Annotated in this window: 21 protein-coding genes and 2 tRNA genes; 15 read left to right on the top strand and 8 right to left on the bottom strand. The window is 40.2% G+C overall.

The features are described 5' to 3' along the window. Window positions 1-258: 258 nt before the first annotated feature. From FXW07_RS00860 to FXW07_RS00850, 3 genes are all read right to left on the bottom strand, one after another. Window positions 259-924, bottom strand: a complete 666-nt coding sequence (locus tag FXW07_RS00860) for a hypothetical protein (RefSeq protein ID WP_229393330.1) — start codon at window positions 922-924, stop codon at window positions 259-261. 329 nt (window positions 925-1,253) lie between these two features. Further along, window positions 1,254-1,691 carry a Zn-ribbon domain-containing protein gene (locus FXW07_RS00855; protein ID WP_048123302.1) on the bottom strand — a complete coding sequence of 146 codons (438 nt, stop codon included), beginning with the start codon at window positions 1,689-1,691 and terminating at the stop codon, window positions 1,254-1,256. A gap of 576 nt (window positions 1,692-2,267) precedes the next feature. After that, window positions 2,268-2,942, bottom strand: coding sequence for a phosphoribosyltransferase (locus FXW07_RS00850; RefSeq protein ID WP_229393329.1), 675 nt, complete (start codon window positions 2,940-2,942; stop codon window positions 2,268-2,270). 403 nt (window positions 2,943-3,345) lie between these two features. Here FXW07_RS00850 and FXW07_RS00845 point away from each other — a divergent pair, with 403 nt between their 5' ends. Beyond that, window positions 3,346-4,122, top strand: a complete 777-nt coding sequence (locus tag FXW07_RS00845) for a winged helix-turn-helix domain-containing protein (protein ID WP_229393327.1) — start codon at window positions 3,346-3,348, stop codon at window positions 4,120-4,122. Here the strand turns inward: FXW07_RS00845 and FXW07_RS00840 are convergent. Further along, window positions 4,110-5,066 carry a formyltransferase family protein gene (locus FXW07_RS00840; protein ID WP_229393325.1) on the bottom strand — a complete coding sequence of 319 codons (957 nt, stop codon included), beginning with the start codon at window positions 5,064-5,066 and terminating at the stop codon, window positions 4,110-4,112. The genes FXW07_RS00845 and FXW07_RS00840 overlap by 13 nt on opposite strands. Window positions 5,067-5,911: 845 nt before the next feature. On the opposite strand from FXW07_RS00840, the gene FXW07_RS00835 reads away from it, so the two are divergent. Beyond that, window positions 5,912-6,778: a protease inhibitor I42 family protein gene (locus FXW07_RS00835; RefSeq protein ID WP_229393323.1), complete on the top strand. Its 867-nt coding sequence runs from the start codon at window positions 5,912-5,914 to the stop codon at window positions 6,776-6,778. Window positions 6,779-6,882: 104 nt separating this feature from the next. Here FXW07_RS00835 and FXW07_RS00830 read toward each other — a convergent pair whose 3' ends face one another. Next, entirely contained in the window at window positions 6,883-7,074 is a 192-nt protein-coding gene (locus FXW07_RS00830) for a hypothetical protein (protein ID WP_229393320.1), read from the bottom strand. A 233-nt stretch (window positions 7,075-7,307) separates the two neighbouring features. On the opposite strand from FXW07_RS00830, the gene FXW07_RS00825 reads away from it, so the two are divergent. The 3 genes from FXW07_RS00825 to FXW07_RS00815 all read left to right on the top strand — a co-directional run bounded on the left by FXW07_RS00825 (window position 7,308) and on the right by FXW07_RS00815 (window position 9,252). After that, a tRNA-Met gene (locus tag FXW07_RS00825) sits at window positions 7,308-7,382 on the top strand. A 63-nt stretch (window positions 7,383-7,445) separates the two neighbouring features. Beyond that, window positions 7,446-7,520, top strand: a tRNA-Met gene (locus tag FXW07_RS00820). A 400-nt stretch (window positions 7,521-7,920) separates the two neighbouring features. Next, complete coding sequence (locus FXW07_RS00815) at window positions 7,921-9,252, top strand: signal recognition particle protein Srp54 (protein ID WP_048158002.1); 1,332 nt, start codon at window positions 7,921-7,923, stop codon at window positions 9,250-9,252. A 327-nt stretch (window positions 9,253-9,579) separates the two neighbouring features. Here FXW07_RS00815 and FXW07_RS00810 read toward each other — a convergent pair whose 3' ends face one another. Beyond that, on the bottom strand, window positions 9,580-10,149 hold the full coding sequence (locus FXW07_RS00810) for a GMP synthase subunit A (protein WP_048158003.1): 570 nt from the start codon (window positions 10,147-10,149) through the stop codon (window positions 9,580-9,582). 426 nt (window positions 10,150-10,575) lie between these two features. Between FXW07_RS00810 and FXW07_RS00805 the strand changes: the two genes are divergently transcribed. From FXW07_RS00805 to FXW07_RS00780, 6 genes are all read left to right on the top strand, one after another. Next, on the top strand, window positions 10,576-11,373 hold the full coding sequence (locus FXW07_RS00805) for a 2-amino-3,7-dideoxy-D-threo-hept-6-ulosonate synthase (protein WP_048123315.1): 798 nt from the start codon (window positions 10,576-10,578) through the stop codon (window positions 11,371-11,373). Between the two features lie 97 nt (window positions 11,374-11,470). Further along, window positions 11,471-12,613 (top strand): 3-dehydroquinate synthase II, encoded by a 1,143-nt coding sequence (locus FXW07_RS00800; RefSeq protein WP_048123317.1) that lies wholly within the window; start codon window positions 11,471-11,473, stop codon window positions 12,611-12,613. Window positions 12,614-12,782: 169 nt separating this feature from the next. Beyond that, a complete protein-coding gene (gene aroD, locus FXW07_RS00795; protein ID WP_229393415.1) occupies window positions 12,783-13,544 on the top strand; it encodes a type I 3-dehydroquinate dehydratase in 762 nt (253 codons plus the stop codon). Beyond that, complete coding sequence (locus tag FXW07_RS00790) at window positions 13,541-14,383, top strand: shikimate dehydrogenase (protein WP_229393318.1); 843 nt, start codon at window positions 13,541-13,543, stop codon at window positions 14,381-14,383. Before aroD ends, FXW07_RS00790 begins: the two co-directional genes overlap by 4 nt. Then, on the top strand, window positions 14,380-15,846 hold the full coding sequence (locus FXW07_RS00785; RefSeq protein ID WP_229393316.1) for a prephenate dehydrogenase: 1,467 nt from the start codon (window positions 14,380-14,382) through the stop codon (window positions 15,844-15,846). Before FXW07_RS00790 ends, FXW07_RS00785 begins: the two co-directional genes overlap by 4 nt. Before the next feature lie 97 nt (window positions 15,847-15,943). Beyond that, window positions 15,944-17,494 carry a HEAT repeat domain-containing protein gene (locus FXW07_RS00780; RefSeq protein ID WP_229393314.1) on the top strand — a complete coding sequence of 517 codons (1,551 nt, stop codon included), beginning with the start codon at window positions 15,944-15,946 and terminating at the stop codon, window positions 17,492-17,494. A 72-nt stretch (window positions 17,495-17,566) separates the two neighbouring features. On the opposite strand, the gene FXW07_RS00775 is transcribed toward FXW07_RS00780, so the two are convergent. Together FXW07_RS00775 and FXW07_RS00770 are read right to left on the bottom strand one after the other, a co-directional pair. After that, entirely contained in the window at window positions 17,567-18,070 is a 504-nt protein-coding gene (locus FXW07_RS00775) for a VTT domain-containing protein (protein WP_229393312.1), read from the bottom strand. 50 nt (window positions 18,071-18,120) lie between these two features. Beyond that, window positions 18,121-18,600, bottom strand: a complete 480-nt coding sequence (locus tag FXW07_RS00770; protein ID WP_048123327.1) for a hypothetical protein — start codon at window positions 18,598-18,600, stop codon at window positions 18,121-18,123. A 124-nt stretch (window positions 18,601-18,724) separates the two neighbouring features. On the opposite strand from FXW07_RS00770, the gene FXW07_RS00765 reads away from it, so the two are divergent. The 4 genes from FXW07_RS00765 to argS all read left to right on the top strand — a co-directional run bounded on the left by FXW07_RS00765 (window position 18,725) and on the right by argS (window position 25,200). Then, window positions 18,725-19,774 (top strand): metallophosphoesterase, encoded by a 1,050-nt coding sequence (locus FXW07_RS00765; RefSeq protein WP_229393310.1) that lies wholly within the window; start codon window positions 18,725-18,727, stop codon window positions 19,772-19,774. Between the two features lie 224 nt (window positions 19,775-19,998). Then, entirely contained in the window at window positions 19,999-21,027 is a 1,029-nt protein-coding gene (twy1, locus tag FXW07_RS00760) for a 4-demethylwyosine synthase TYW1 (protein ID WP_229393309.1), read from the top strand. Between the two features lie 813 nt (window positions 21,028-21,840). Then, entirely contained in the window at window positions 21,841-23,088 is a 1,248-nt protein-coding gene (gene prf1 / locus FXW07_RS00755) for a peptide chain release factor aRF-1 (protein WP_048123334.1), read from the top strand. Window positions 23,089-23,490: 402 nt separating this feature from the next. Then, complete coding sequence (gene argS / locus FXW07_RS00750; protein ID WP_229393307.1) at window positions 23,491-25,200, top strand: arginine--tRNA ligase; 1,710 nt, start codon at window positions 23,491-23,493, stop codon at window positions 25,198-25,200. The last annotated feature ends 58 nt before the right edge of the window (window positions 25,201-25,258 follow it).

Below are 25,258 nucleotides of genomic sequence, written 5' to 3'. Positions count from 1 at the left end.
AACCCTGCATGAAACTTTACCCGGAAGACTAGCTGGAAAGGAGAATGTTCATGATAGTAACCTATAGTTAGCATCAATGACATATAAATGTTTCTGTAGTTATTTGTTTTCTTTCGTAACCAAAAATAAGAAAGCTCGGATATGAAGCTTTAAATAACAGCAAAATTGGATTGAAGTGTAAGAAGCACAAAGCTGGACTTGAGTGTAAGCTAACAAAACAATAATAGTTGCCATTCATGAATCTAGAGGATGAGCTGCTTAGAGGATGAGCTGCTTATTGCTTTCAACAACTCCTGGCCAATTCTTTGTTGAACCTGAACCACGAAGGAAACTTAGAGGATTCAATAAACCTTCCATTTTCTTTTTTTCATTTTCCCAGTTTATCAAAAATACCGCGTGAACTGTTTTTCCATTATATTCTTCTGAAGTTACCGCAATGGTGTAAGTCAAATTGCAAAACTCAATTGAACCACAAAAAACCTCGCCATAAACATAAAATTCGGCTCTACTGTAAGGTACCCCTTTAACGTGCCCGGAGTAATGACACGAGTCTCCCTTGTTGAGAACTGAAACCTCATCGAATTCTATGTCAAAATTTCTGTCTAGTAATCTAAGATTAATATTTCCACTTTCAGCCGATTCCTTGAACTTTTTAATATCTACAACAAAAGTTTCAGAGTCGTCCCAGTAATCCTGAGAATTAACAGGGTTATCCTGAAGATTTACTTTCTGAACAATATCATTCTCGTGAAAGTCTGTAACTTCCGTTATTGAGCTTTCGTTAGAAACGGTTTCAACAAGCTGTTTTCTGGAATATTCAGAAATAGTTTCTTCGTTGTTAACTAGAAGAAAACTTCCTGAGAAAACAACAAGTCCAAGAAAGACTGCAAGTATGAGTATTTTACAGAAAATGTTGATTTTCATTAAGATCCCAGCTCAAAGACAAAAGTTACAAGTTTAAATATTTAGTATAAATTTAGGCTCTTTATAGAATAATCTTTCGAAAGAAAAGCTAGTAGATATAGAAACAAACGAATCGGAATGTAAAATGTAAGCTGCGGTACAATGAGGAATAATTAAAAAAAGAGTTTACAATTGAAAATAACAAAAATAGGATAAGCTAACCATATACTTCAGGCTAAAAGCACAGGCTTTTAAGCTTTGTTCTATAAGATTATTCGGAAATTATTCCTCAAAAACACCCAGGCAAGAAATTTCCGGGAAATTTTGAAAAATCTAAGTTATTTCTGCTTTTAGTTTTTCTTTTTGTTTTCCTTTTGCTGGCTGAAAACCGAGGGCAGGTGTAGAGCATAAGACCCTTCTTCCCGGATTGCCATAACGAGTTCTTTTCTTTCAAGAAGGGAGTCCAGGTTAAGTTCATAGGAGCCAGGCCCAAGAATTCTTACGGACTCTACTCTGTCTTCATCTGTTTCCCTCTCGGCTTCTGGTTCCTGCTTTACGCTTTCCCGTTCAGAAGCAAGAGCCTCATCAATATTCCTGACAACTTCATCCAGAGAGGATTCCAGATCCAGCTTTTGTCCTTCCAGAGCAAGCTTTTCCTGATTTTCCGAATCTTCACATTCTGTTTTTACATAAAGGAATTTATTCCAACCGCAATTTGGGCAGCCGCTCAGGATGACAGAATCTCCGTCTTCAAAAATGGTTCCGCATCTGGTACATCTGTGGGGCATGAATTCACCGGTAATAGATAGTGGGTTAATTTGATGTTAATGAATTAATTTATTGTAAATGATGTAATTATAGTCACGCCTGTAATTGTTGCAACAAAAAAACTTCATTGTACCTCATTAGGCAATTGCATTATTTAGCCTAGTGACTACAATTTAGCCTAGTGACTACAATTTAGCCTAGTGACTATATGTACTCAGTTTTTTAAATCAATCTGGTATTCTGAATTTTAGACCAGTCATGTATCCTGGATCCTATCAGTTTGGTGTACTGGATTTCAGACCAATCTGGTGTTCTAGATCAAGATTTTAAATGATATACAGAGTGCTATAGTGATATCCTTATGGGTACTTAAAATATAGATACACTGAATAGATATGTATATTTGTATTTTACAGCTTGACGCTTACAACTTAACGCTTACAACATAACGCCTACAACTTAACGCCTTCATTTAAACGAAAGATAGATCGGCCCAGCAAAAGTAAAAATATTCTCTTCGGTTGTAGGGCCCTCCGCTTTCCAGTTAGAAGCGTAAATTATTAGCCCATCCAAGAAGAAATTTGTAATAATGTTTTTTATAACAATCTCCAGTACTTCTTTCCATTGATTAGTTCAGAATTGACCTTGCGCACTCTTTCCATCTCCTCCATAACTTCTGGAAGCCTTCCTGGCTGGGTGATTTCAAAGACAATAGTGTCCAGATCATGGTTTATGTAAAGGCTGTGTTTAAGATCTTCAAGATTCCAGAGTTTTGCAGGGTCTTTTCTCATGCATTTAGTCAAGATACTTGTCATATCTTCTATGAAGTTCCAGGGATAAACAATCCAGGCCCAACCCTCAAGCCGTTCGCCAATATAATCGGGGTCGATTTTAGAACTCCCCAGGTATTGTAATGAAGCGGTTCTGACTTCCATAGGCTTGTGATTTTCCACATAAGCCCTGGCACTAAGCATACTTTCTCCAGTATCAACAATATCATCTACAATAAGTACCTTTTTTCCTTCCATCACATTGTTCGAAAGAGGATATCGAATATAAGGCTCACCGGTATCGATAGCTGTGTCTCCGATGTAGTGCTCGATTTTCAGACTGGATAGGTCATCAAGCCCCAGGAAATCGCAGAGCACTCTCCCAGCAAACCAGCCTCCCCTTGCAAGCGCAATAATTACGTCCGGTTCATATCCAGAACGTTTGATTTCCGTAGATATGTTTCGGCACAAACTATAAATGTAATCCCAATTCGTAAGCACACACTTGAATGATTTTATGCAAAGTCCTCCATGATATGGAAATCGCGATACGCAGTCAGGATACTATCAGATAAGAAGTATCACTTTCCAAGCTCTATATTCGACTTATATAATCCGGATTATAGACTTTAAGTTTTCTTATCTTGTCAAAGAATAACTCGAAAAAGAGTAAAAAGAAGAAGATAAGAGTAAAAAAAGGAAAATAAGAGTAAAAAGAAGAAGATAAGAGTAAAAAGAATATTATAGGATTAAAAGGACGAGACAGAAAGAACGTGATTGAAGTTAATTTCAAATATCTTTGGGTATCTCTCGTAGAAATGACAAGTTCTTTCAATAAATCTTTCTGAAAACCAAAGACAAAAAGAATCTTTCGCAAAAGTGCATGATCCGGAAAGTGAAATCGATGGAAAAAACCTTGATAGACCTGATTTTTATGTCCCAGAAGAGAAAAGACCTTTTGCTCCTTCTCAAAAACGGAGGTAAGCCGATAGAGGAAATAGTAAAAGGTCTGAATGTTAACCCGACGGGCATGCTTCCCCAAATCAAAAAACTGAAGGATGAAAATCTGGTTTTTCAGGAAGATCGGGAGTACAGGCTAACGCCTCTTGCAAAAATTTTGGTTGAGAAGATGGAGCCTTTGCTTGATACTCTGCAGGTCATTGAGGAGAATGCGGAATATTGGCAGGATCGCGATCTCTCCGAATTACCCAGGACATTTCTGAAAAGGCTTAATGAACTGAAGTTCTGCTTCCTTGTTAGACCTGATCCTGATAATATTTTTGAGCCTTCTTCCGTATTCCTGGATAACATCAGAAAATCAAAAAAAATACTCTGCTTTTCATCAATATTTCATCCGGTCTTTTCTGAAATATTTCTGGCAAATAAAGACAACGATACCAGAATAACCCTTGTAGTAACAGAAAAAATATGTGAAAGACTGAAAACTGATTTCAAAGAAGAACTGAAACTTTATTTGGCCAGAGAGAAAAGAAGGCTTTTTATCTGTAAGAACGAGATAAAGATTGCTATGCTGGTTAAGACCGAATACTTCATGGCTGCTGATTTTCTTACTTCAAATGGGATTTTTGACCAGGAAACTATTATGGGTTTCGAGCCTTCAGCCCTGAGATGGACTGAAGACCTTGTTTTGCATTACAAAGAGCAGGCTCAGCATATATAAGGGTAAATTCGGGCAAGAAAACTCGCAGGTGAAAATATAACATCAACATATATTTTTCCGTTTTTGCAAACTAAAAAGTTTTTTGAATTTTCCTTATAAAGTTCTCCTACTTTATATCCGGAAGTATTACATTTTTCTTTATTCAGAATTTTAATCGTGAACCCTAGTTTATGCAAATTGGGTTTTTTCATCAGAGTGTAATGATACTTCGGAGTACCACTTAAAAAATGAAATACTCTTTCAACACCCCAATCATCCCATTTTATGAGCTCACTATATTCACCAGGTTTAATCTTTCTGGCTCTCACAGTTGGAGTAGTTGAAGACTGCTTTATTCTGGGAACGTCTCCACTCTCAATGATATCCATTGTTTTTAGAAGAAATTTTATTCCTGTTAAAGATAACTTCTTAACAACTTCCTCGAGCTTGTCACCTGAACTTATAAGAATCCTTTCCTGGAAAATTATATCGCCGGTATCCTCGCCTTTGTTTATATAATGAAGAGTGACACCTGGATTAAGTATATAATCGTAATATTCCCAGAAAAGGGGAGATGGCCCTCTGTATTCTGGAAGATGTGAATAATGGAGATTAATAGTCCCAAGTTTCGGGATAGTAAATATATTCTCCTTCAAGAGATGAGACATAGAATACACAACTATAATATCGGGCTGTAAATGCTTCATCCATTTTTGAAAGGTTTCGTTGTCTCCTTTCCTTAAATAGTAATAAGGAATTTTCAGTTTTTTAGAGAAGTTTTTTAAATTTAAAGGCCTGGAGGTGAATGAATAATATACGTCTGTAAAAGCCCCTCCTATAGCTTTAAGGAATGAGTTAGGTTCTCTTGTCCGGGAGCACTCAACAATTCCCACTACCTCATGTCCTGATTCAATAATGGATTCAAAAACGTTAGAAACTCCCTGTGTAATAACTGCAATTCTCAATTGAAATCCCACCTATCTTTATTTGAGACGAGACAAGAAAAAATCTGCTATAATCACTTCTTTTAACATACGTACTGAATTTATTTTATATGTGTTCCAGGAATTCAAGATGGGACCTCCTTAAATAGTAATTCAAAATATTATTTTTCGCTGAGAAAAACTGTCTCTCTAAGTAGAAAGTACAAGCTCTATGCTTGCTAGCAAAAAGCACAGAGTTAACACTGTTATTAGTGGTTACATGAGGTTGGCATAGTAGATAGAACTTACGCATTTGAACAACAGAATCAATTGCGGCAAAGACTGTGAATTAAAGTCCCATTTTAGACAGTTTACGGTCTGATGCTGTTGGTTTTTCAGTTAAACTGTGTAAGTTTTAGTATATTTTTATGAAACTGTGATAAAAATCAAAAGTTGACTTTAGAATGGGATTTTTAAGAATCGGACTTTAATATTGAGTTTTATCTATTTATATTCAAATATATTAAGTTTTATAAAGACATAATATTATAAAAGCTTGTTTAAAAGTGTATATCAAGTTTTTGGAAAGCTAAAATTAAAGTTTTCAAACGGCTAAAATTAAATATTTTAGACATCTGAAATTCAAAAATTTTGATTAGATTTAATCTAAAGCTTTTGAGTTATTGAAGTTTGAAGTTTTTGAACTATTTTGATTGACAAATTCACTATTAAACTAATTTTCAGTACAATTTAAATCAACAAAAAAGAGAACTGACCTGTAAAGCTGCAAACAGAACTGAAGTTTAAGCAAAGGCTAAATCCAAACAGACTTATCTTTCCATAAACGAATCAGAGAGAATAAGAGTAGATAGAAAAAGAGGGGAAAAATGAAAACAGGAACAAATAATAAGTTTTGGAAGTATACAAAAGTTACAACGTTTCTGCTTATGGCCTTTGTGATTATTCTTTCCGGCTGTGTTGGCAACGGACAGAACGAAACCGAATCAGAAAATGTAACAAATGATAGTCAGGGGATTATTGGAACAAACAGTAGTCACGGAACCACTGGAGGAGATTACATATACGGTACTGCAAAGGTAGAGAGCATACAGATTGTGACCCTTGAGTCATTTCCCGTACAGATGCAGGTAATAGCGAAAGGCTACCTCCCAGATGGATGTACTGAAATCAACGAAATAAAGAATGAAAGCGAAGGAAATGCCTTTAATATCACTATAAGTACAAAACGCCCTAAAGATGCATTCTGTACGCAGGCTATAAAGAGTTTTACGGAAACAATTCCACTTGAAGTTCGGGGTCTCAAAGCAGGAAATTACACTGTAAATGTGAATGGAGTAACGGGATCCTTTGAGCTACCTGTAGATAACGTACCTGAAGAAACTTCCGGCTCTATGTCGCCAAAACAACAGGTAATAACCGAAGCTGACAACGGAACAAGTATAAGTCTTGAAAATGGAAGCACATTTTTCCTAAGGCTTAAGGAAAACCCAACCACAGGTTACTCATGGGAACTCAATCTGAGCCAGGGGCTCAATAATATATCAGGAGAATACTATCCACCTGAGCAGCCTGAAGGAATAAAGCAACCTCTTGTGGGCGCGGGAGGAGTCCATTTATGGGAGATTAAAGCCGTATCTAAAGGCAGTCAGCAAGTAACGGGAATATATAAAAGACCCTGGGAGAACGTAACCGGAGAGGAAGAGAACTTTATACTCAATGTTGAGGTTGTCTGAGTTGCCAGCAATACCTACCCTTTTCCAAATTTTTCCCATTCGGTAAAGAAGAAGGCATTTTTAACTTTTAATCCGGTACTGGATATTCTCTCCGGCTGATCTTTTTAAAGAGATTCAAGAGCCTGTTTCAAGTCTTTAAGGCAGTTTTCGCAGATGTAGGATGTACCGATTTGTGTACATCCAAGAATTTCCGCACCTTCTTCCTTTTCTCTCTCTTTCTGGCCTCCAGGATAGCCTTCGCAGTAAACTCCACAACTAACTTCGCAATAAGCTCCGCAGAATAAGCACCTTGTCATAATATGATTTAGGGTTTGAAGTATCAAATATATTTCCGGAAAAGCCTGAGAAAATAACGGGCAGAATATGAAATGTGACAAATTGCAGTTAACTGAGGAATTTCTTTAGAGAAACGCCTAAATTCTACGATAAAACTCTGAAGATTAAAAGGCCAAGCGAAAAGTATATAAACGATCGTTAGTATGTTCTGATAGTTGTCCCAGGCAAGGTGGCCTGATAAATAAAACCCTGTAGCGGGGTGGGGTAGCCAGGAGATCCCGACGGGCTCATAACCCGTAGACCGATGGTTCGAATCCATCCCCCGCTATAGTAAAGCTCTTTTCTGAGTTTATTTGTGGTTTGACACATTTTTAGATTTTAATTCCCCGGTAGCGGGGTGGGGTAGCCAGGAGATCCCGACGGGCTCATAACCCGTAGACCGATGGTTCGAATCCATCCCCCGCTATAGTAAGTTTATTTATAGATTTTTTGATGGTGTTTTTTGATTTTATGGTGTTTTTTGATTTTATGGTGTTTTTTGATTTTATGGTGTTTTTTGGTTTTATGGTGTTTTTTGGTTTTATGGTGTTTTTTGGTTTTATGGTGTTTTTTGGTTTTATGGTGTTTTTTGGTTTTATGGTGTTTTACGCTTTAAAGAATCTTTCAGACAACACATTTTCAAATCTTCATACCCGGCAATGTTTTTATAGCCGGTTACCGATTCATATATAGAATCCATTTACTTATCCCTTTTTTAAGCTACTAAACTCAAGGCTTATTAAGGAAGGTTACTTTCTTACACAAGGTCAAAAAAGTGTGAGTATCTTTTCATTTATCCTCAAAAAAACCAGCAGGATGACTTTCATATGGTAATGGAAAAACTTGGAGACTCCTTACAGGGGGCACTCAAGAAGCTGATCGGCGCGGGGCGAATTGATGAGCGTACGGTCAATGAAGTAGTAAAAGATATCCAGCGGGCTCTGCTCCAGGCCGACGTGAATGTAAAACTTGTTATGGGAATGTCCCAGAGAATCAAAGAGCGTGCGATGAAAGAAGACCCTCCTGCAGGTATGAACCCGAGGGAACACGTAATCCGCATCGTATACCAGGAATTAATGGAAATTATCGGCAAAGGAGCTGTGATTCAGCTCAAGCCGCAGATTATAATGATGGTTGGGCTTCAGGGAAGCGGAAAAACTACCAGTACAGCAAAGCTTGCTCGCTACTTCCAGAGAAAAGGACTCAAAGCAGGGGTTATCGCCGCAGATACCTTCCGACCTGGCGCATATCACCAGCTTAAAACTCTCTGTGAGAAGCTCAACGTAGCTTTCTATGGAGAAGAAAACAATCCCGATGCCGTTGAAATTACCAGAAACGGGCTCAAAGCCCTGGAAAAATACGACGTAAAAATTGTGGATACCGCAGGCCGGCATGCTCTTGAAGCCGATCTAATAGAAGAGATGGAACAGATCAACGCCGTTGCCAAGCCAAACCAGAAGTTCATGGTACTGGATGCAGGTATCGGACAGCAGGCAAGCCAGCAGGCACATGCATTTAATGATTCTGTCGGGATTACGGGCGTTATCATAACGAAACTTGACGGCACTGCAAAAGGAGGCGGAGCCCTGTCTGCCGTTTCCGAAACAAAAGCCCCTATTGCCTTTATCGGCGTTGGGGAAACGCCGGAGGATTTTGAAAAATTCGAAGCCGACAGGTTCATTTCAAGGCTTCTTGGCATGGGAGACCTTAAAAGCCTGATGGAAAAAGCTGAAGAGACCCTTAGCGAAGAAGACGTAAATGTCGAAGCCCTGATGCAGGGGAGATTCACCCTCAAGGATATGTACAAGCAGCTTGAAGCCATGAACAAAATGGGCCCTCTCAAGCAGATTATGTCCATGCTGCCACTGGGAATGGGCGGAATGGGAGGCGTTAAGCTCTCAGATGAGATGTTCCAGGCTACAAGTGACAAGATGAAGAATTACAAGATAATCATGGATTCCATGACTGAAGAGGAAATGAATGACCCCAAGCTTATAGGCGGTTCCCGGATCAAAAGGATTTCAAGAGGCTCGGGATGCAGCCCTGAAGAAGTAAGGGAGCTTCTGAAATATCACAAAACCATGCAGACAGCTCTAAAAGGCTTCAGGGGTGGAAAATTCAATATTCAGAAAATGATGAAGAAAAGACTCGGGATGTAATTTATCCCGAAGACTTTTTTATCTTTATATAGTGTTTATTTGCGTTTATTTCTCTTTTACAATTCTAAATTTAAAGGACATTTCATTCTTGAGATTAATATCGATTGTTAATACCGATTGCTAATATCGATTGTTAATACCGATTGCTAATATCGATTACTAATATCGGTTGTTAATATCGGTTGTTAATATCGATTATTAGCATCGATTGTTAATATCGATTGTTAATATCGATTGTTAATATCGATTGTTAATATCGATTGTTAATATCGATTGTTAATATCGGTTGTTAATATCGATTGTTAATGTCGATTATTAGCATCGATCTTAATATTTTTCACAAATTTCAAGGAAATTAGTAAGCAGTTCTTCTCCCTTCTCGGTATGGGAAACCTCAGGATGCCACTGGACACCGTAAATAGGTTTTGTCGGGTGGCGCATGGCTTCAATTTCACATATATCAGAACGGGCAAGATGGATAAAGCCCTCAGGCAGAATGGCAACCTCATCTGCATGGGAAGCCCAAACTGTAGTCCTGGGTCCGAGTCCACGAAGAATATCATCTTCTTCGAGAACTTCTACCTCAACCTCTGCATACCCGCCTTTTTTCCCTGCATGAACGTGCCCTCCATATGCCAGGGCAATTGCCTGATGCCCGAGGCAGATTCCAAGAATAGGGAGATCGATTTCCCGGACGTAATCAAAACATAAACCTGCCCTATCCATTTCCGGCCCACCACTCAGGATCAGTCCGTCCGGTTCTTCTGCCAGGATATCCTCAATTGGCGTTGTATTGGGAATTATTTTCGTATCCATGTCAAGGTCTCGAACAGCCCGGTGAATGAGATGGCAAAATTGTCCGTAGTTATTAACAACAAGAATTTTCAGCTCTTTCATAGTTCCTTCAGTTCCTGTTTTAGTCTGATTGTATTTTCTGACGCTCTGAGTTTACTCTATTAGCCGGTCTTATCCTATTTTAATTCTTGTATGTTTCCAAAGTTTAGAAATGCTAATTGTTTTCGTAGTCAGAAGGCTTGGAGCTCGGTACGTTTCTCCAATCTATGTTTCTATGGCCTGGAATGTATTTTCAATGATACTATTTACTCATAACAAAGAATTGACTCTCAGATGTGGTCATTATAGTACATTGTTATACAGAAAAGTTCAAGAATATCCGTTACTATTAAAGTGCATACTTTGTCTCATAGCTAGTTGGAATAGCTTTAAATAGGTTTAGTGTGCTAACGTGTCACATGCTAGCACGGAGTTTCTTAATAAATATAGCAATAATTTGAGAACATTTTGCGCTCGAAGGAGATTATAATGTCAGAAATCGGTAAAAAGATACGGATAGAAAGGCTGATGAACCGGGAAAGCAGAAACATGGTCATTATTCCCATGGACCATGGGATCTCAGACGGGCCTATTGACGGGCTTATCAATATCACTGATACAGTGAACAGAGTTGCCGAAGGAGGAGCAAATGCCGTCCTTATGCAGAAAGGAATGGTAAAATACGGGCACAGGGGATACGGCCACGATATAGGCCTTATTGTGCATATAAGTGGTTCTTCTTCCCTGAGTCCGGACCCCAATGCTAAAGTGCAGGTCTGTACAGTAGAGGAAGTCATTAAGATGGGAGCTGATGCTGTTTCCATGCACATCAACGTCGGCTCTGAAACCGAAGCTGACCAGCTCGAGCAGCTTGGAAAAATTTCAAGAGACTGTACGGAATGGGGTATGCCTCTCCTTACTATGATGTACCCCAGAGGTAAAAAGATCACAAATCCTCATGACCCTGTAAATGTAGCGCACGCTGCAAGGATCGGGGCCGAGCTCGGTGCTGATGTTGTAAAAACGGTATACACCGGAGACCCTGATAGCTTCAGAGACGTTGTAAGAGGCTGCCCTGTACCTGTAGTTATCGCAGGAGGACCTAAAACCTCAACGGATCTGGAACTTCTGGAGATGATTGACGGGGCGATGGAAGCAGGAGCCAGAGGTGCTGCAATTGGAAGGAATGTTTTCCAGCATAAGGACCCTGTTAGACTCACCCGGGCTATTTGCGAAATAGTACATCATAGAAGGCCTGTAGAAGAAGCACTCGAACAGCTAAAGTGAGAGCTAGATATTGAAAAGCAAGACCAGAACCCGAAACAGAAGTTAAAAAAGGGAAAAGGCCTGAGTAAAAACAGAAAATATACAGGGGTTGAAGCCTTTGAAGAAGAAAAGCGTGTGGATAAAAGCCGATGAAGGCGGATGGGAACAACAGAAAGAAAGAATCACGACAGGCCTTGAATCAGGAGCTGACTGCGTACTTGTAAACCCAGGAGATGTCGGAAAAACCAGGGAACTCGGAAGTATTCCAGTAGCAACCTTTGGCCGTGACAATAAATCCGGGGCTGAGATTATTGTCGTTGGGAAGAGAGGAGAAGGCGATGGGACGAAACCTTTACCCCTTGAAACTCAAGGTTCTCTTGACATAAACGCAGCAACCCTTCTCAGGGATAAAGGGGTGGCTGTTGGCGGATATGTTATAATCAAAGACAAACGCTACGAGCAATTTGCAGCCGAACTCGGAAAGGTATGCGACTTCCTGATTGTGACAGGCACGGACTGGAAGGTTATTCCTCTGGAAAACCTGATAGCTGAGCTTCAGCGTTATGACGTAAAAATAATTTTCGGGGTAAAGAGTGCTGAAGAAGCAAAGCTGGCCTTCCAGACCCTTGAGACCGGAGCAGACGGTGTCCTTCTTGACAGTGGGAACATCCAGGAAATAAAAGATACCATCCAGGCTGCAAGGGAGCTGGAAAACGAAAGTGCTGAGCTTGAGTCTGCGGTTGTAACCCGGGTCGAACCTCTTGGAATGGGAGATAGAGTCTGTGTGGACACATGCAATCTCATGCAAAAGGGGGAAGGAATGCTCATAGGTTCTCAGGCAAGCGGAATGTTCCTTGTAAATTCCGAATCCGATGACAGCCCATATGTGGCAGCCCGCCCATTCAGGGTAAATGCAGGTGCGGTTCACTCTTATATAAAAATTGGAGACAAAACCCGCTACCTCTCGGAGCTCCAAACCGGAGATACGGTAACCATAATCGATTCAAAAGGGAGACAGAGAGAAGGTTTTGTGGGCAGAGTTAAGATAGAAAGCCGTCCTCTCATGCTTATTGAAGCAAAAGCAGGCAATCGTATTCTGAGCGCAATCCTGCAAAATGCCGAAACTATCAAGCTGGTCGGAAAAGACGGAAATCCGATTTCAGTCGCCAAACTCAAGAAAGGCGATGAGGTTCTGGTCCGTCTGGAAGAGGGAGCCAGGCACTTCGGTAAAAAAATTGAAGAGACAATTATAGAGAAATGACCTCCTAAAAAGGAAAAATCCTGAAAAGAAACGATTGTCAGCAGGAAACAAAAACCAGAAAAAGAAACGGTTATCAGCGGAAAAACGGAAAAAGAAACGGCCATCAGCGGAAAAACGAAAAACGGAAAAAGAAACGGTCATCAGCGGAAAACAAAAACCGGAGCAAACAATGATTCATATTGGTCAGCTTGACCTTGAAAAAAAAGCTGCCGTTGTCGCAGTAATCCTTGAAAAACCTCTTGAAACTTCAAGAAAGGCCGCCAAAATGGGAGCCGACCTTCTCGAAATCCGGCTGGATTTACTTGGAATCAGGGACCTTGAAACAGCTGTAGAAACAATCCGAAAAGTAAAATCCGAAACCGGACTTCCGGTAATCCTCACAAATCGCTCAATTAAGGAAGGAGGGAAATGGGAAGGAAGAGAAGACGACAGAATTGAACTTCTTACAAATCTCTTTTTTACGAATCTCATTTCCCTAAAAGACGGCATTTCCCTGAAAGATGGACCAGATGCAGTAGACATCGAGCTCTCTGCCGGAAGAGAAGCAAGAGACCAGGTAATAAAAGCGGCAAAAGCCTGCGGAAAAACCGTAATCGTTTCTTCCCATGACTTTTCAAAGACTCCGGTTTTTCAGGAAATGAAAACTATTCTGGAAGAAGCATTCCTGGCAGGGGCAGATATCGCGAAACTTGCTGTTATGCCGCAATCGAGAAGAGACGTACTTGACCTGTTAAGAGTTGCACTGGATGCCAGGGAGGCAGGAAACGCTGTATGTACAATCGCTATGGGCAAGCTTGGAAAACATACAAGGGTAATTGCTCCTTTCTACGGTTCGGTCCTGACATATGCGGCTGTTGATAGTGAAGTTTCTGCAGCTCCCGGGCAATTTCAGGTAGATGAAATAAAGAAGATATTGGAGCTGCTCGAATGAAGCGAGTTTTTGGCGTATTTGGAGACCCTATAGCCCATTCCCTTTCTCCTGCAATGCATAACGCAGCTTTTTCAGCCCTTGGGATGGACTGTATCTATCACGCTTTCAGGGTAAAACCCGAAAAACTGGAAAAAGCAATTCTTGGGGCTGAAGCTATGGGGTTTGGAGGGCTCAATCTGACAGTGCCCTTAAAGGAGATAGCTTTGAAACTTGACTGCATAAAACCGGACCCACTTGCCGAAAAAATAGGAGCTATAAACACTGTCGTTTTCGGGGAAACCGGAGAAATAAAAGGGTACAACACGGATGGATTAGGAGCAAAACAGGCACTTCAGAATTCTGCAGTGGAAATTGGGGGGTCTAAAATCGTAGTTGCAGGAGCAGGGGGGGCAGCAAGATCCATTGCTTTTCAGCTTGCAGCCGATGGCGCTGAAATCATAATAGTAAACCGGACCGAAGGAAGGGCAATCGAGCTTGCAAAAGATATCTCAACTGCAACCCTTTCTGGAAACGTAACTGGAAGAGGGCTCTCCGGATTAACAGACCTGTTGCAGGATGCCAATATTCTGATCAACACCACGACTCTTGGAATGCACCCGAGCACAGAAACTACAATTGCCACAGCAGAAGATCTTCACCCTGACCTTACTGTTTTTGATATTGTCTATAATCCTCTGGAAACCAGGCTCTTAAGAGAAGCAAAAGCCTCAGGCGCAAAGACTGTGAGTGGAGTCTTAATGCTTGTCTATCAGGGAGCTGAAGCTTTCAAACTCTGGACAGGAATCGAACCTCCAGTTGAACTTATGAAAAAAACGGTTCTGGAGGCTTTGCAGGCTTGAGTGTTAATCTGAAACCAGGGAGTCAGGTCAATACAGATCAAAACCCTGAAAAAACGAAGGTACTGATCCTTGGCGGAACTGGGGAGATGGGACAATGGTTTACCCGTTTTTTCAAAGAAAAAGGCTACGAAGTTACAGTCTGGGGAAAAGGTGGGAAAACCGAGATTGCAAAGAAATTAGAAGTTCCTTTTGCCTTAAATCTTGAAGAAACTATTCCGCGAAGTGACATAGTAATAGTCTCGGTGCCTATCAATGTAACTGAAGAGACTATTGCGGAATTTGCCCCAAAAATGAAGGCTGGAAGCCTCCTTATGGACTTTACTTCCATTAAAGTAAAGCCTGTGGAAGCTATGAAAAGATTCGCCCCTTCAGATGTGGAGATTCTCGGCACACATCCAATGTTTGGCCCAACAATTCCTACTATCAGAGGGCAAACTGTCATTCTCGTCCCTGTAAAGGGGCGTTCGGAGAAGTGGTTTCCGGTAATAAGAGAGCTTTTTGAGGAAGGAGGGGCGCATGTTGAAATTACTACTGCAGCCGAGCATGATAGGCTTGTTTCGGTTGTGCAGGGGCTTACCCATTTTGCATATATTACTATAGGAACGACAATTGACCGGTTAGATTTCGATATAAAAAAATCTAGAAAATTCGTAAGCCCGGTCTACGCCATAATGCTGGACTTTGTAGGCAGGATTCTTGGCCAGAACCCCTATCTGTATGCCCTCATCCAGATGGAAAATCCCGGAGTGCTGGAGGTTCATGACGCATTTATCAGGGAATGTGAAGAGCTCTCGAAGATGGTGCGAGCCCATGACGAAGAAAGTTTTGTGAAAAAAATGAAATCTGCTGCTCGTAAGTACGGCGATACGGCTCATGCCCTGCGTAAATCGGACAAACTGATTAATTCCAGAATAACTGAATACGAGACAATCCTGAACTCTATTGGAAAGGTCTGTGGCTTTTCCCATTTTTATTCCGGAAAAATCCACGTAGGTACCCTGGAAAAGGCAGGACCGGATGAGATCGTCCTTACAAAGCTGGTATCAAAAGGCACCGCTCCCCATATAAAAAACAAATTTGTAAAACTCAAGCTTGAAAATCTTCGCATGCTTTCGGAATCAGAATTGTGGGAATGGAGAAAAGAAAACCTTGAACATTCCACAAGGGATATTTCAGTTCTTATCCCTGACGGGGCTGACCCTGCAGTTATACTTAACGCTATAAATACTAACAAACAGCTTGCAGCCTGCGAAATAAGTGATATCTATAAAGGGGAAGATTATAAAGAATTTAACCGGATAGAAACTGAAAAAGAAAAAGAAGAATTAAAAAGGCTCGGAGTTACTTACAGGATAACGGTTTTTGGGGATTGTGATGCGAATTCTGTCGAAGCTGATGTTACATCGCTCCTTTGCGGCCTTGGGTGCAGAATAAGAGAGAAAAATCTGAAGCAGAAAAAATGAAAACTCCTTTCTCTTTATACGTCCTCCTTATAAGTCCGTGTTGTCTGTATAAATAAAGAGAGAAAGTAATATAAACAATAAAAAAAAAGATAGTGTAATGTCCGGAGTTAGATGGAGAGTCTCTCTTTTATTTGCCCTTATCACTCTTTCTATATTTTTTTCACTTCTTGCAAATAGTGATAGGTTTATGGAATTCAGTGGGAATGGAACATACACACAAACCGGAACTGGGAGTTTAAATAATTCAATCATAAATCTCACAAATAGGCTGGAAGCCGACAATCATGAAGCGAGACTGAATGCTGCAGCTGAACTTGGGGAGATTGGTAGGCCTGCGGCAAATAATCTTGTTGACAAAATAGCGTCAAATAATTCGAGTTCGGAAGAAATAAACAGTTACATGCTTCTCGCACTTCTTGAAACCGGAGATGAAAGGGCAGAAAATATCCTTTCCGAAAACTTTGAGAAAATTGGGGCTTCGAATAATGCCACAAACGAGAGCAAAGCTGAAGAATGGAAACAAGGGACCTCAGAAGACACCCTGCAGGCCATAGAAGCAAAAGATACAGCCACAAGAAAGTACATTGCAGATTCCATTGCTATGGACTCGGCCAGGGCGGGGGACAGGGGAGAAACAAATGCTTTTGAGAGGGCTCTTAAATCAGAAATACAGAATTCAAGTATCTATGTTCCTTTTGCGCTTTCAGACTTTGGACCTGAAGAACCAGGAAGCGAAACCGAAAAACTTCTTAAAGCTCTTAAAAGCAATAAAGGAAGCACGAGAGTTGCAGCTATGATGGCTCTTGGAGAAATGAGAGAAGAAGCTGCAGTAGATCCCATAATTGAAATTCTAACGAAAGATTATCCGCCAGTACAAGCCAGTGCAGCAATTGCACTTGGAAAGATCGGGGATGAAAGTGCAGTAGAAGTTCTAAGAAAAGAAATGAAAGATGGCGATAACGAATATGTTAAAGGCAGCTCCGCAATTGCGCTTGCGAGGATAGGAGACAAAAATTCAGTACCCTATATTATAGATAGGCTGAGAGACCAGAGAATCAAAGTAAGAAGTAGTGCGGCTCTTGCACTCGGAGAAATAGGAAACGAGACCGCAGTAGAACCCCTAATAGAAATCCTGAAAACCGGAAAGAGTACAGAAGGGCAAAAAAGTACTTCCTTAAACGCAAACCCTGATGTCCGAAAAAGCGCCATCCTTGCCCTTGGAGAAATAGGGAACACTAACTCTAGTGAAATTTTAATCGGCATAATTACCGATAAAGAAGAAGAGCTTGAAGTCAGAACAGCGGCAGCTTCAGCCCTGGGGAATATAAAAGATCCAAAAGCTGTAGAAACGCTCAAACAGACGTTTGCTGACAAAACTATGGATGCAAATATTAGAAATGCAGCTTTTCTAGCGCTCAGCAAAACAAGAGACCAGGAAACAGTAGGAATGCTTGTAGGAAAACTGGGAGATGAAGAATTTGGGGCTATCGCAAGAGAAGCTCTCATAGATCAGGGGGAACTGGCTGTTGGTCCCCTTATAGAAAATTTGAAAACGGAAGACAAGAAAATTAGAGCTGAAACAGCCTTAATTCTTATTGAAATTGGGGATCAGAGGGCAGTTAAGCCTCTTATTGAGGCTTATAAGTAACTTTAAGGACTGATTCAAGTATAATATCAAGGTATTTGTTGCCAAGAATCATTATTGAGGTACTGAAATTACTTATGATAAACTGCCTTTTATGAGCATCGTGGCTGTAATTATATAAAAAGCATTAATTATAGATTCTCCTATGAAAACTCCAAGGAGACACTTGAATACATTGATTCTTAGGCTGGACACAATGTAGACGATCAAATTTGTGGGAACCATAGGAAAAAAACTCCATCCAACAATCAAAGGGAGTTCTTTATCCACGAATTTGGATTTTATTTTATGGGTATATTTACTGTACTTTGTTTCAAGATAAACGTCGCATTCAAGGTATCTGGAGAAATAATATACTATTGTAGCAGAGGTCATTACACCAGCCATGTTTACTACAAATAGTTTAATTGGATTGAATATGAGTGCCCCTACAAGTATAAGTGGTGAGGGCATAAATACCACTCTTTGAAATGAAAGGAGAAGGTAATAAATTATAGGAGTTTCAACAGGATAATTTGCAGCGATTTCTTCCAGGAATGAAAAGCTTAATTTTTCTGGAAATAATAAGTATGTAGCCATACCTCCGAGAATAATAATTATCCACAGGTAAAAAGTGATCTTTTTAAAATTCATTTGAAGCCCCATTCTCCTGTATGTCGTTCACCTTTAGATCTGTGGAGTTTAATCCGCTTGTGTTTTGGATCTGATAAGTCTAGTTGCCGAGTGTTTTTATAGACCAGATTCATGTACTTATTGATTCCATAAATCGTATACCTGGACTTATCGTTAGGATCCTGGATATCATAAGTGATCATGAATATTCTTTCTTTTTTGTTTTCTGTCCCATAGTGGCTTTCAAAAAGCTTTATAAAATCGTCTTCTGGGGTTAGTGAAATATTAAAAAATTCAGATGCAAATTCTTCTTTCGAATAGGCTTGAAAATTTACTGTGCCAGAATCTATGTCATTAAATTTAATCAATGAATTCGCAAATAAATTCATGAATAATGGGTTTGAAAATATCAAGAAACCGAATATAAAAGTGAGTAGAGAAAAGGTCAGAAAAGTATAAAAAGCAATTTTTAAGTATTTTTTTATTTTTTCGGCCATTAGATTCAGTTAATTGTACCATTTATATAAACTCAGTGTCTCAAAACATTAATTAGATTACAATGGATGCCCAAACAATTGTCTTGAGATTATTATTTATTTCAGTAATCTAATGAATTCTCAAATGAAGCAAGCTTATATAGTTATCTCAGATGTACATTTAGGCAACGGGGAATGCAATCATAAAGATTTTTGTGATTTCCTTGAGTGGGTGCATGGCTTGGAAAAACAGTCTGAGGTTATAAAATGCAAGGATAAAAAAATAACAATTAAAACTCCTGACAAAATAATTCTCTTAGGGGATATCTTGGATTTGTGGAATCCAAAGAATAGTGACAGAAATAACATTGTAAAAGATGTTATGAAGCCTTTTTATTTACTTACCAATATTAATTGCGACAAAATATATGTAGTTGGCAACCATGACGATTCTTTGGGCGAACTTGAAGGAAAGGGTGATTTTGATGTTTTAAATAATGGAAAAAAAATTGTTATTTACAATAGGCATTATCCTAAAAAAGATAAGAAATCTGGTAAAGCACACGGTATTAAAATTGGAAACAAATCATATTTTTTTCTCCATGGTCATCAATTTGATAAAAATCAAGCTATTTTAAAGCATGTCAATAGAATCTGGAATCCCATTAATTGGTTCCAAGATCTTTTCAATGTCAAATTTACTAAAAAATACTGGAAAGAAAATTTTGCTATATTTTTAGGCTTGTTAATTTGTGATAAATACTTTTTAATGAGAGAATTTCCACAACCTGATTTTTTTGATAATCTGAGTTGGGCTATGATTATTGGTTTTTTTGCATTGAGTTCGATTCCTGGTATTGTTGCCAATACTCAAGGAATAATTTACAACTCCACGAAACCTAGGGATAAGACTGTAGAACAAGTCATTAAAGATAAGTATTACCAGAAAAACAGGGAAACTATAGATGCAGATGTTGTTGTTTTCGGTCATACTCATTTTGCAAGCTCTTATGAGCTAAAGACAGAAACAGGGAAGAAATTATTTCTGAATAGCGGGTGCTGGGTTGGGTCAGACATCGAATATAATGGAATAACGTGTTATGCAAATACGTTTCTATACCTAGATGAGAGCGGGGCATATATCATGACATGGCGTGGCTCTGGTAATATTGAATGTATTGAAGCTTTTACATAAAATGAAGTATGTAGAGTGATATGTCAGAGATTGAACAGAGTTATCTTTTTTATTGACGCATATTTTTACTACAAAAACTATGCATTTTCTCGTCTTAGCTTCTATTTTTACAGAATTTTGGTGCACTGCCGTGAGGTTTATTCGATTTTAACTTGATCGCTGAAGCCCTCTCCAAAATTATTTTCCGATCCTTATATATACCACAAAGATTTAATATGCGGAAAATGCCGCTGGAAGAAAAAAAAGAAAATACCGGGGAAGATTTCCCCGACGTTCAGGAAAAAAACAGGGGGAAAGATACTGCTTTGCTTCCTTTTGACATCCCTGATTTTAAAACTCTCCTGAAAAAACAGGGCTATGCTCTGGCAGGCCGCCACTCAGCTGTTAAGACCTGTCTCTGGCTAAGGCACGCTATGAATGACCAGGGCTTTTGCTATAAATCGAAATTCTATGGAGTTCAGTCTCATCGCTGCCTTCAGATGACTCCAACACTTATGTGCAACCAGCGCTGTCTTTTTTGCTGGCGTCCGACTGAGGTTCCTGTTCCTGCGCCCGAGGAATGGGATTCACCTGAGAAGATAGTGGAAGAAAGTATTGCCTGCCAGCGTAAGTTAATTACCGGCTTTGGTGGTTCTCCTAATGCACTGAAGGAACGCTGGCTTGAGGGCAATGAGCCGAATAATGTTGCAATTTCCCTGTCTGGAGAACCAACCTTTTACCCTTATCTCCCTGAACTTATCGAGGAGTACGAAAAAAGAGGTTTTACGACTTTTCTTGTCACAAACGGCACAGTCCCCGAGATGCTTGCAAAGGTTTCCCCTTCCCAGCTCTATATGAGTCTTGACGCCCCAGATATTGAGACTTACCTGAAAGTCTGCCAACCCAGGTCACCTGCTCTATGGGAAAAGATCAATGAATCTCTGTCCCTGATGAAGCAGAAAAAATCAAGGACAGTCATCCGAACAACCCTTGTGAAAGGTAAAAACCTGTTCAAGCCTGAGGCCTATGCCAGGCTAATGGAAAAAGCCTCTCCTGACTTTGTGGAGATAAAAGCATATATGCATCTGGGCTTCTCAAGACTCAGGCTTGACCGCTCTGCAATGCCTACTCATGAAGAGGTCCTCGAGTTCTCACAGGAACTTGCAAAACATCTTGGATATGAAATCGCAGATGAATCTGAAATCAGCAGGGTAGTCTTGTTATCAAAGGATGGGAAAAAATCTCCTGTCAAAAGAGTTTCCTGCCCTGACTAAATTCAAGTTTTTAATTTAGTACCAGTAGCATCCAATGTGGAGACACAGAATGATTTTTATATATTAATAGATATATAAAATACGTTTGGGGATAGAAACAAATATAAACTCATGTTTCATTTAGGGGTATAACTCCAACATGGATTTATCCAGTTTTATAGTTATATATACAGTTTGAGTAAAATTATGTCTCACATCTAGTGATATCAACAGAGCACGAAATAGGAAAAGTTTACGTAGCAAAGGAGCCGTCTTTTTCCGGAATTTCAGAGTGTCTTTCCCGGATTCGAAGTGTCGGTTCTTCTGGCAGCGTACTCTTACTCTTAGTTTCTTGTGTTCAGAGCGGTTTTTACATTCAGCTTTCGGTGAGATGGGGCTCGCTGTGTAATTTGTCATTATCAAATCCTCCGTCACCCTTGTTAAACTAACCGAAAAGCTAAACGAAAGACAAACTGGGGAATAAAAATTACTAAGATGGCATATTTGGAATGAAATTAAAATTCTTAATAAAATTAAAATTTGTAATAAACTTAAAATTCTTAATAAAACTAAAATTCTTAAATGTGTTTTCAAATTCGATAGTTTCAAAAAGGCTAACCAATTCATTGAAAACTTCGACGCGCTCAATAGCTCAAGTTAACTCAGCAGTTGAAGTTAATTCCATAGCTCAAATTTATTTAATAGTCTAGATTAATCTGCCTCAAATTTATCAATCCAGATCGAAAAGACAATCTCAAATTCAATAAAGGATTCAACCTCAAACCTGCCAGAAATACCAAAATTTTGCTATTATCTTTACGGGGAACATTTAAAATGGCTGAACAATCTGCACACGAAAAGTACGAATTTAAAAAGAAGCTTGAAAGCCTGAGGGACAAAAAAGGAAGAAGCACTGAATTAATTTCTCTTTATATCCCTGCTGACAAGCAGATTTTTGATGTTACGAACCAGTTGAAAGACGAACACGGACAGGCGGCAAATATCAAGTCCAAACTTACCAGGACTAATGTACAGGGAGCCATTGAATCTCTTCTTTCGAGGCTCAGATATCTTAACAAGGTTCCTGAAAATGGGATCGTTTATTTCACAGGAGCCGTGGATATCGGGGCTAACAAGACGAACATGGAGAGCGAAGTAATTATCCCTCCGGAACCCATTACTGTTTATAAATATCATTGTGACTCCTCTTTCTTTCTTGAACCCTTAGAGGAAATGCTCAAGGATAAAGGCACCTTTGGGCTTTTGGTGCTTGACCGAAGAGAAGCTACAGTAGGGCTTCTTGTCGGAAAAAGGATTCAGGCTTTCCGCAATCTTACCTCAACAGTTCCGGGAAAACAGAGGAAAGGTGGTCAGAGTTCTCATCGTTTCCAGCAGCTCAGGTTAATTGCTATCCATGATTTCTATAAGAGGATAGGAGACGCCGCAGATGATATTTTCCTTGCAGTTGAGCCTAAAGATCTCAAAGGTATCCTGATAGGAGGTCCTTCTCCTACAAAGGAAGAGTTCTACGCCGGGGAGTTTCTGCACCACGAGCTTATGAGAAAGATCCTTGGGCTCTTTGATACGGCTTACACTGACGAATCAGGGCTCTCGGAACTTGTGAATGCTGCCGCAGATAAGCTCCAGGACCTTGAGCTCATGGGACAGAAGAACGCTGTCAGGGCCTTCTTCAAAGAACTTATTTCCGACTCAGGCAAAGTAGCCTATGGGGAAACTCAGGTACGGGCAAACCTTGAAATCAATTCTGTAGAAGTGCTCCTGCTTTCCGAAGATCTGCGGGCTGAAAGGGTAACCACGAAGTGCAGTGTTTGCGGATATGAAAATAAGTGGACAAGGCGCTGGAAACCCGGAGAATCTGCACCTACAGCCGGTAACTGCCCGAACTGTGGAGCTTCCCTTGAAGTTACGGATGTTACCGACATCGTTGACGAGCTCTCAGCCCTTGCTGACAAAAGCAATGCAAAAGTTATTTTCGTGTCTACAGACTTTGACGAAGGCTCGCAACTTATGAATGCTTTTGGAGGCATTGCTGCAATTCTCAGGTACAGTACTGGAGTCTGATTTCACTCTGACTCCTATCAAATACTTCCCATCAATATTTTTCGTCCAATAATTTTTACCCAATACTTTTTTAATTAAACCGTCCTTAGATCACTGGATCAAAATTAGTAAATTAAAGCTATTGAATTAAAATCCGTAAATCAAATTTAGTGAATTAAAACTGTTAAATTAAGTTTAGCGAATAAAATTTAGTAAAGTGGGATTAGTGAACCAAAATTAAACTCAGTAAATTAAACTCAGTAAATTAAACTCAGTAAGTTAAACTCAGTAAGTTAAACTCAGTAAGTTAAACTCAGTAAATTAAACTTAGTAAATTAAACTTAGTAAATTAAACTTAGTAAATTAAACTTAATAAACTCAAGGCTATCACATTGTTTTCGTAGTTTTTACAGGTGATTTATCTTGTTCCTGGAACTAAAAGCTCAGGCTACATCAATCTTAAAAGACGCTATCCAAAAGGCCGGACTTGAAATTGAAGATTCCGAACTTTATTTCGAAACCTCATCTTACGCTGACCTCGCAAGCAGGGCCGCTTTCAGACTGGCAAGTCTGTACAGGCAAAACCCGAAAGAATTAGCAGCCCGTATTGTTTCTGCAGTTGAAATTCCGGATGGTTCGTACATAGGAGACGTAAGTGCTGCTGGCCCTTACATTAACTTCCATGCTAGCAGGCGCTATCTGGACACGACGGTTACCACAGTCCTTAAAGAGAAGGAGAAATTTGGCTGTGGAGCTCCAAAGGATAAAATTTTACTTGAGCACACCTCAGCAAACCCGAATGGTCCCCTGCATGTAGGCCACATCCGAAACTCCATTATCGGAGACACTCTTGTCCGCATTCTCAGGCGAGCAGGATATGATGTGGAAGTACAGTATTATGTCAACGATATGGGCCGCCAGATTGCAGTAGTTTCCTGGGCGTGCGAACGCTTTGAGCTTGACCTTTCCAGAAAATCCGACTCTGCCATTGCTGATGTGTATATCAAAGCCAATGTCGAGCTGGATAAAAACCCAGAGTATGTAAAGGAAATCGACGCTCTTATGGAAAAGGTAGAAGCAGGGGATGTCAAGACAATCGACAGTTTTTACAAGGCAGTTTCTCTGGCGGTTTCCGGGATCAAGGAGACTTTGCTTCGTTTAAATGTCGTCCATGATAAATTTGTCAGTGAATCAACTTTCCTTAAATCCGGCGCAGTACATGATATTGTCGAGCGGATCAAAGCAACCGGCAGGACAAAAACAGACAAAGGTGCCCTCGTAGTAGACCTTTCGGACTACGGGTTTAAAAAAACCCTTGTTATCCAGCGTTCAAACGGCACTTCTCTTTACACAACCAGAGATCTTGCTTACCATGAATGGAAAGCCGGCCAGGCAGACCGCATAATCGATGTTTTCGGAGCTGACCACAAGCTGATTTCAGGCCAGCTAAGGGCAACGCTGAACTCAATAGGGATCAAGGAACCTGAGGTCGTTATCTTCGAGTTTGTCTCCCTCCCTGAAGGTTCAATGAGCACCCGCCGTGGGCAGTTCATAAGTGCAGATGATCTATTTGACAGGGTTACGGAAGCTGCCCTTGAGCAGGTCGAAACCCGCCGTCCTGAAACCTCTGAAGAGTTCAAGAAACAGGTTGCGGAAATGGTCGGAATTGGCGCGGTAAGATACGATATAGTAAGAGTCTCACCGGAAAAGTCCACAGTTTTCAACTGGAAAGAGGCACTGGACTTTGAGAAGCAGGGTGCTCCTTATATCCAGTATTCTCACGCCCGCGCCTGCAGTATTCTCGAGAAAGCAAAAGAAGAAGCAGCCTGGGACCCCTCGGCAGAAATCGATTCTTCTCTGCTTGTTGAAGATACTGAAATCGATCTTATCAAGAAGATGGCGTCATTTGACAGCATAATCGACCTTGCAGCCCGCGAACTCAAGCCTCATGTGCTTGCAATCTACGCCCGCGAACTGGCAGATGCTTTTAACCAGTTCTACCGCTTTGTCCCTGTAATTGCTGCCGAGGACGAAAAAGTCAGGGCTTCAAGACTGGCTCTTGTGAACTGCGCAAGGATTGTGCTTGCAAACTCGCTTGACACGCTTGGAATTGCAGCGCCTGAATCTATGTAAATATTTTTCCCCTTTTTTTCCTTTTTCCCCTCTTTTTCCCTTTTTTTCCTTTTTCTTC

It is taken from the genome of Methanosarcina sp. DH1 (genome assembly GCF_020804205.1).
Lineage (GTDB): Archaea > Halobacteriota > Methanosarcinia > Methanosarcinales > Methanosarcinaceae > Methanosarcina > Methanosarcina vacuolata.
The sequence above is the reverse complement of the archived record's forward strand: the minus strand, read 5'-3'. Positions and strand labels throughout refer to the sequence as shown.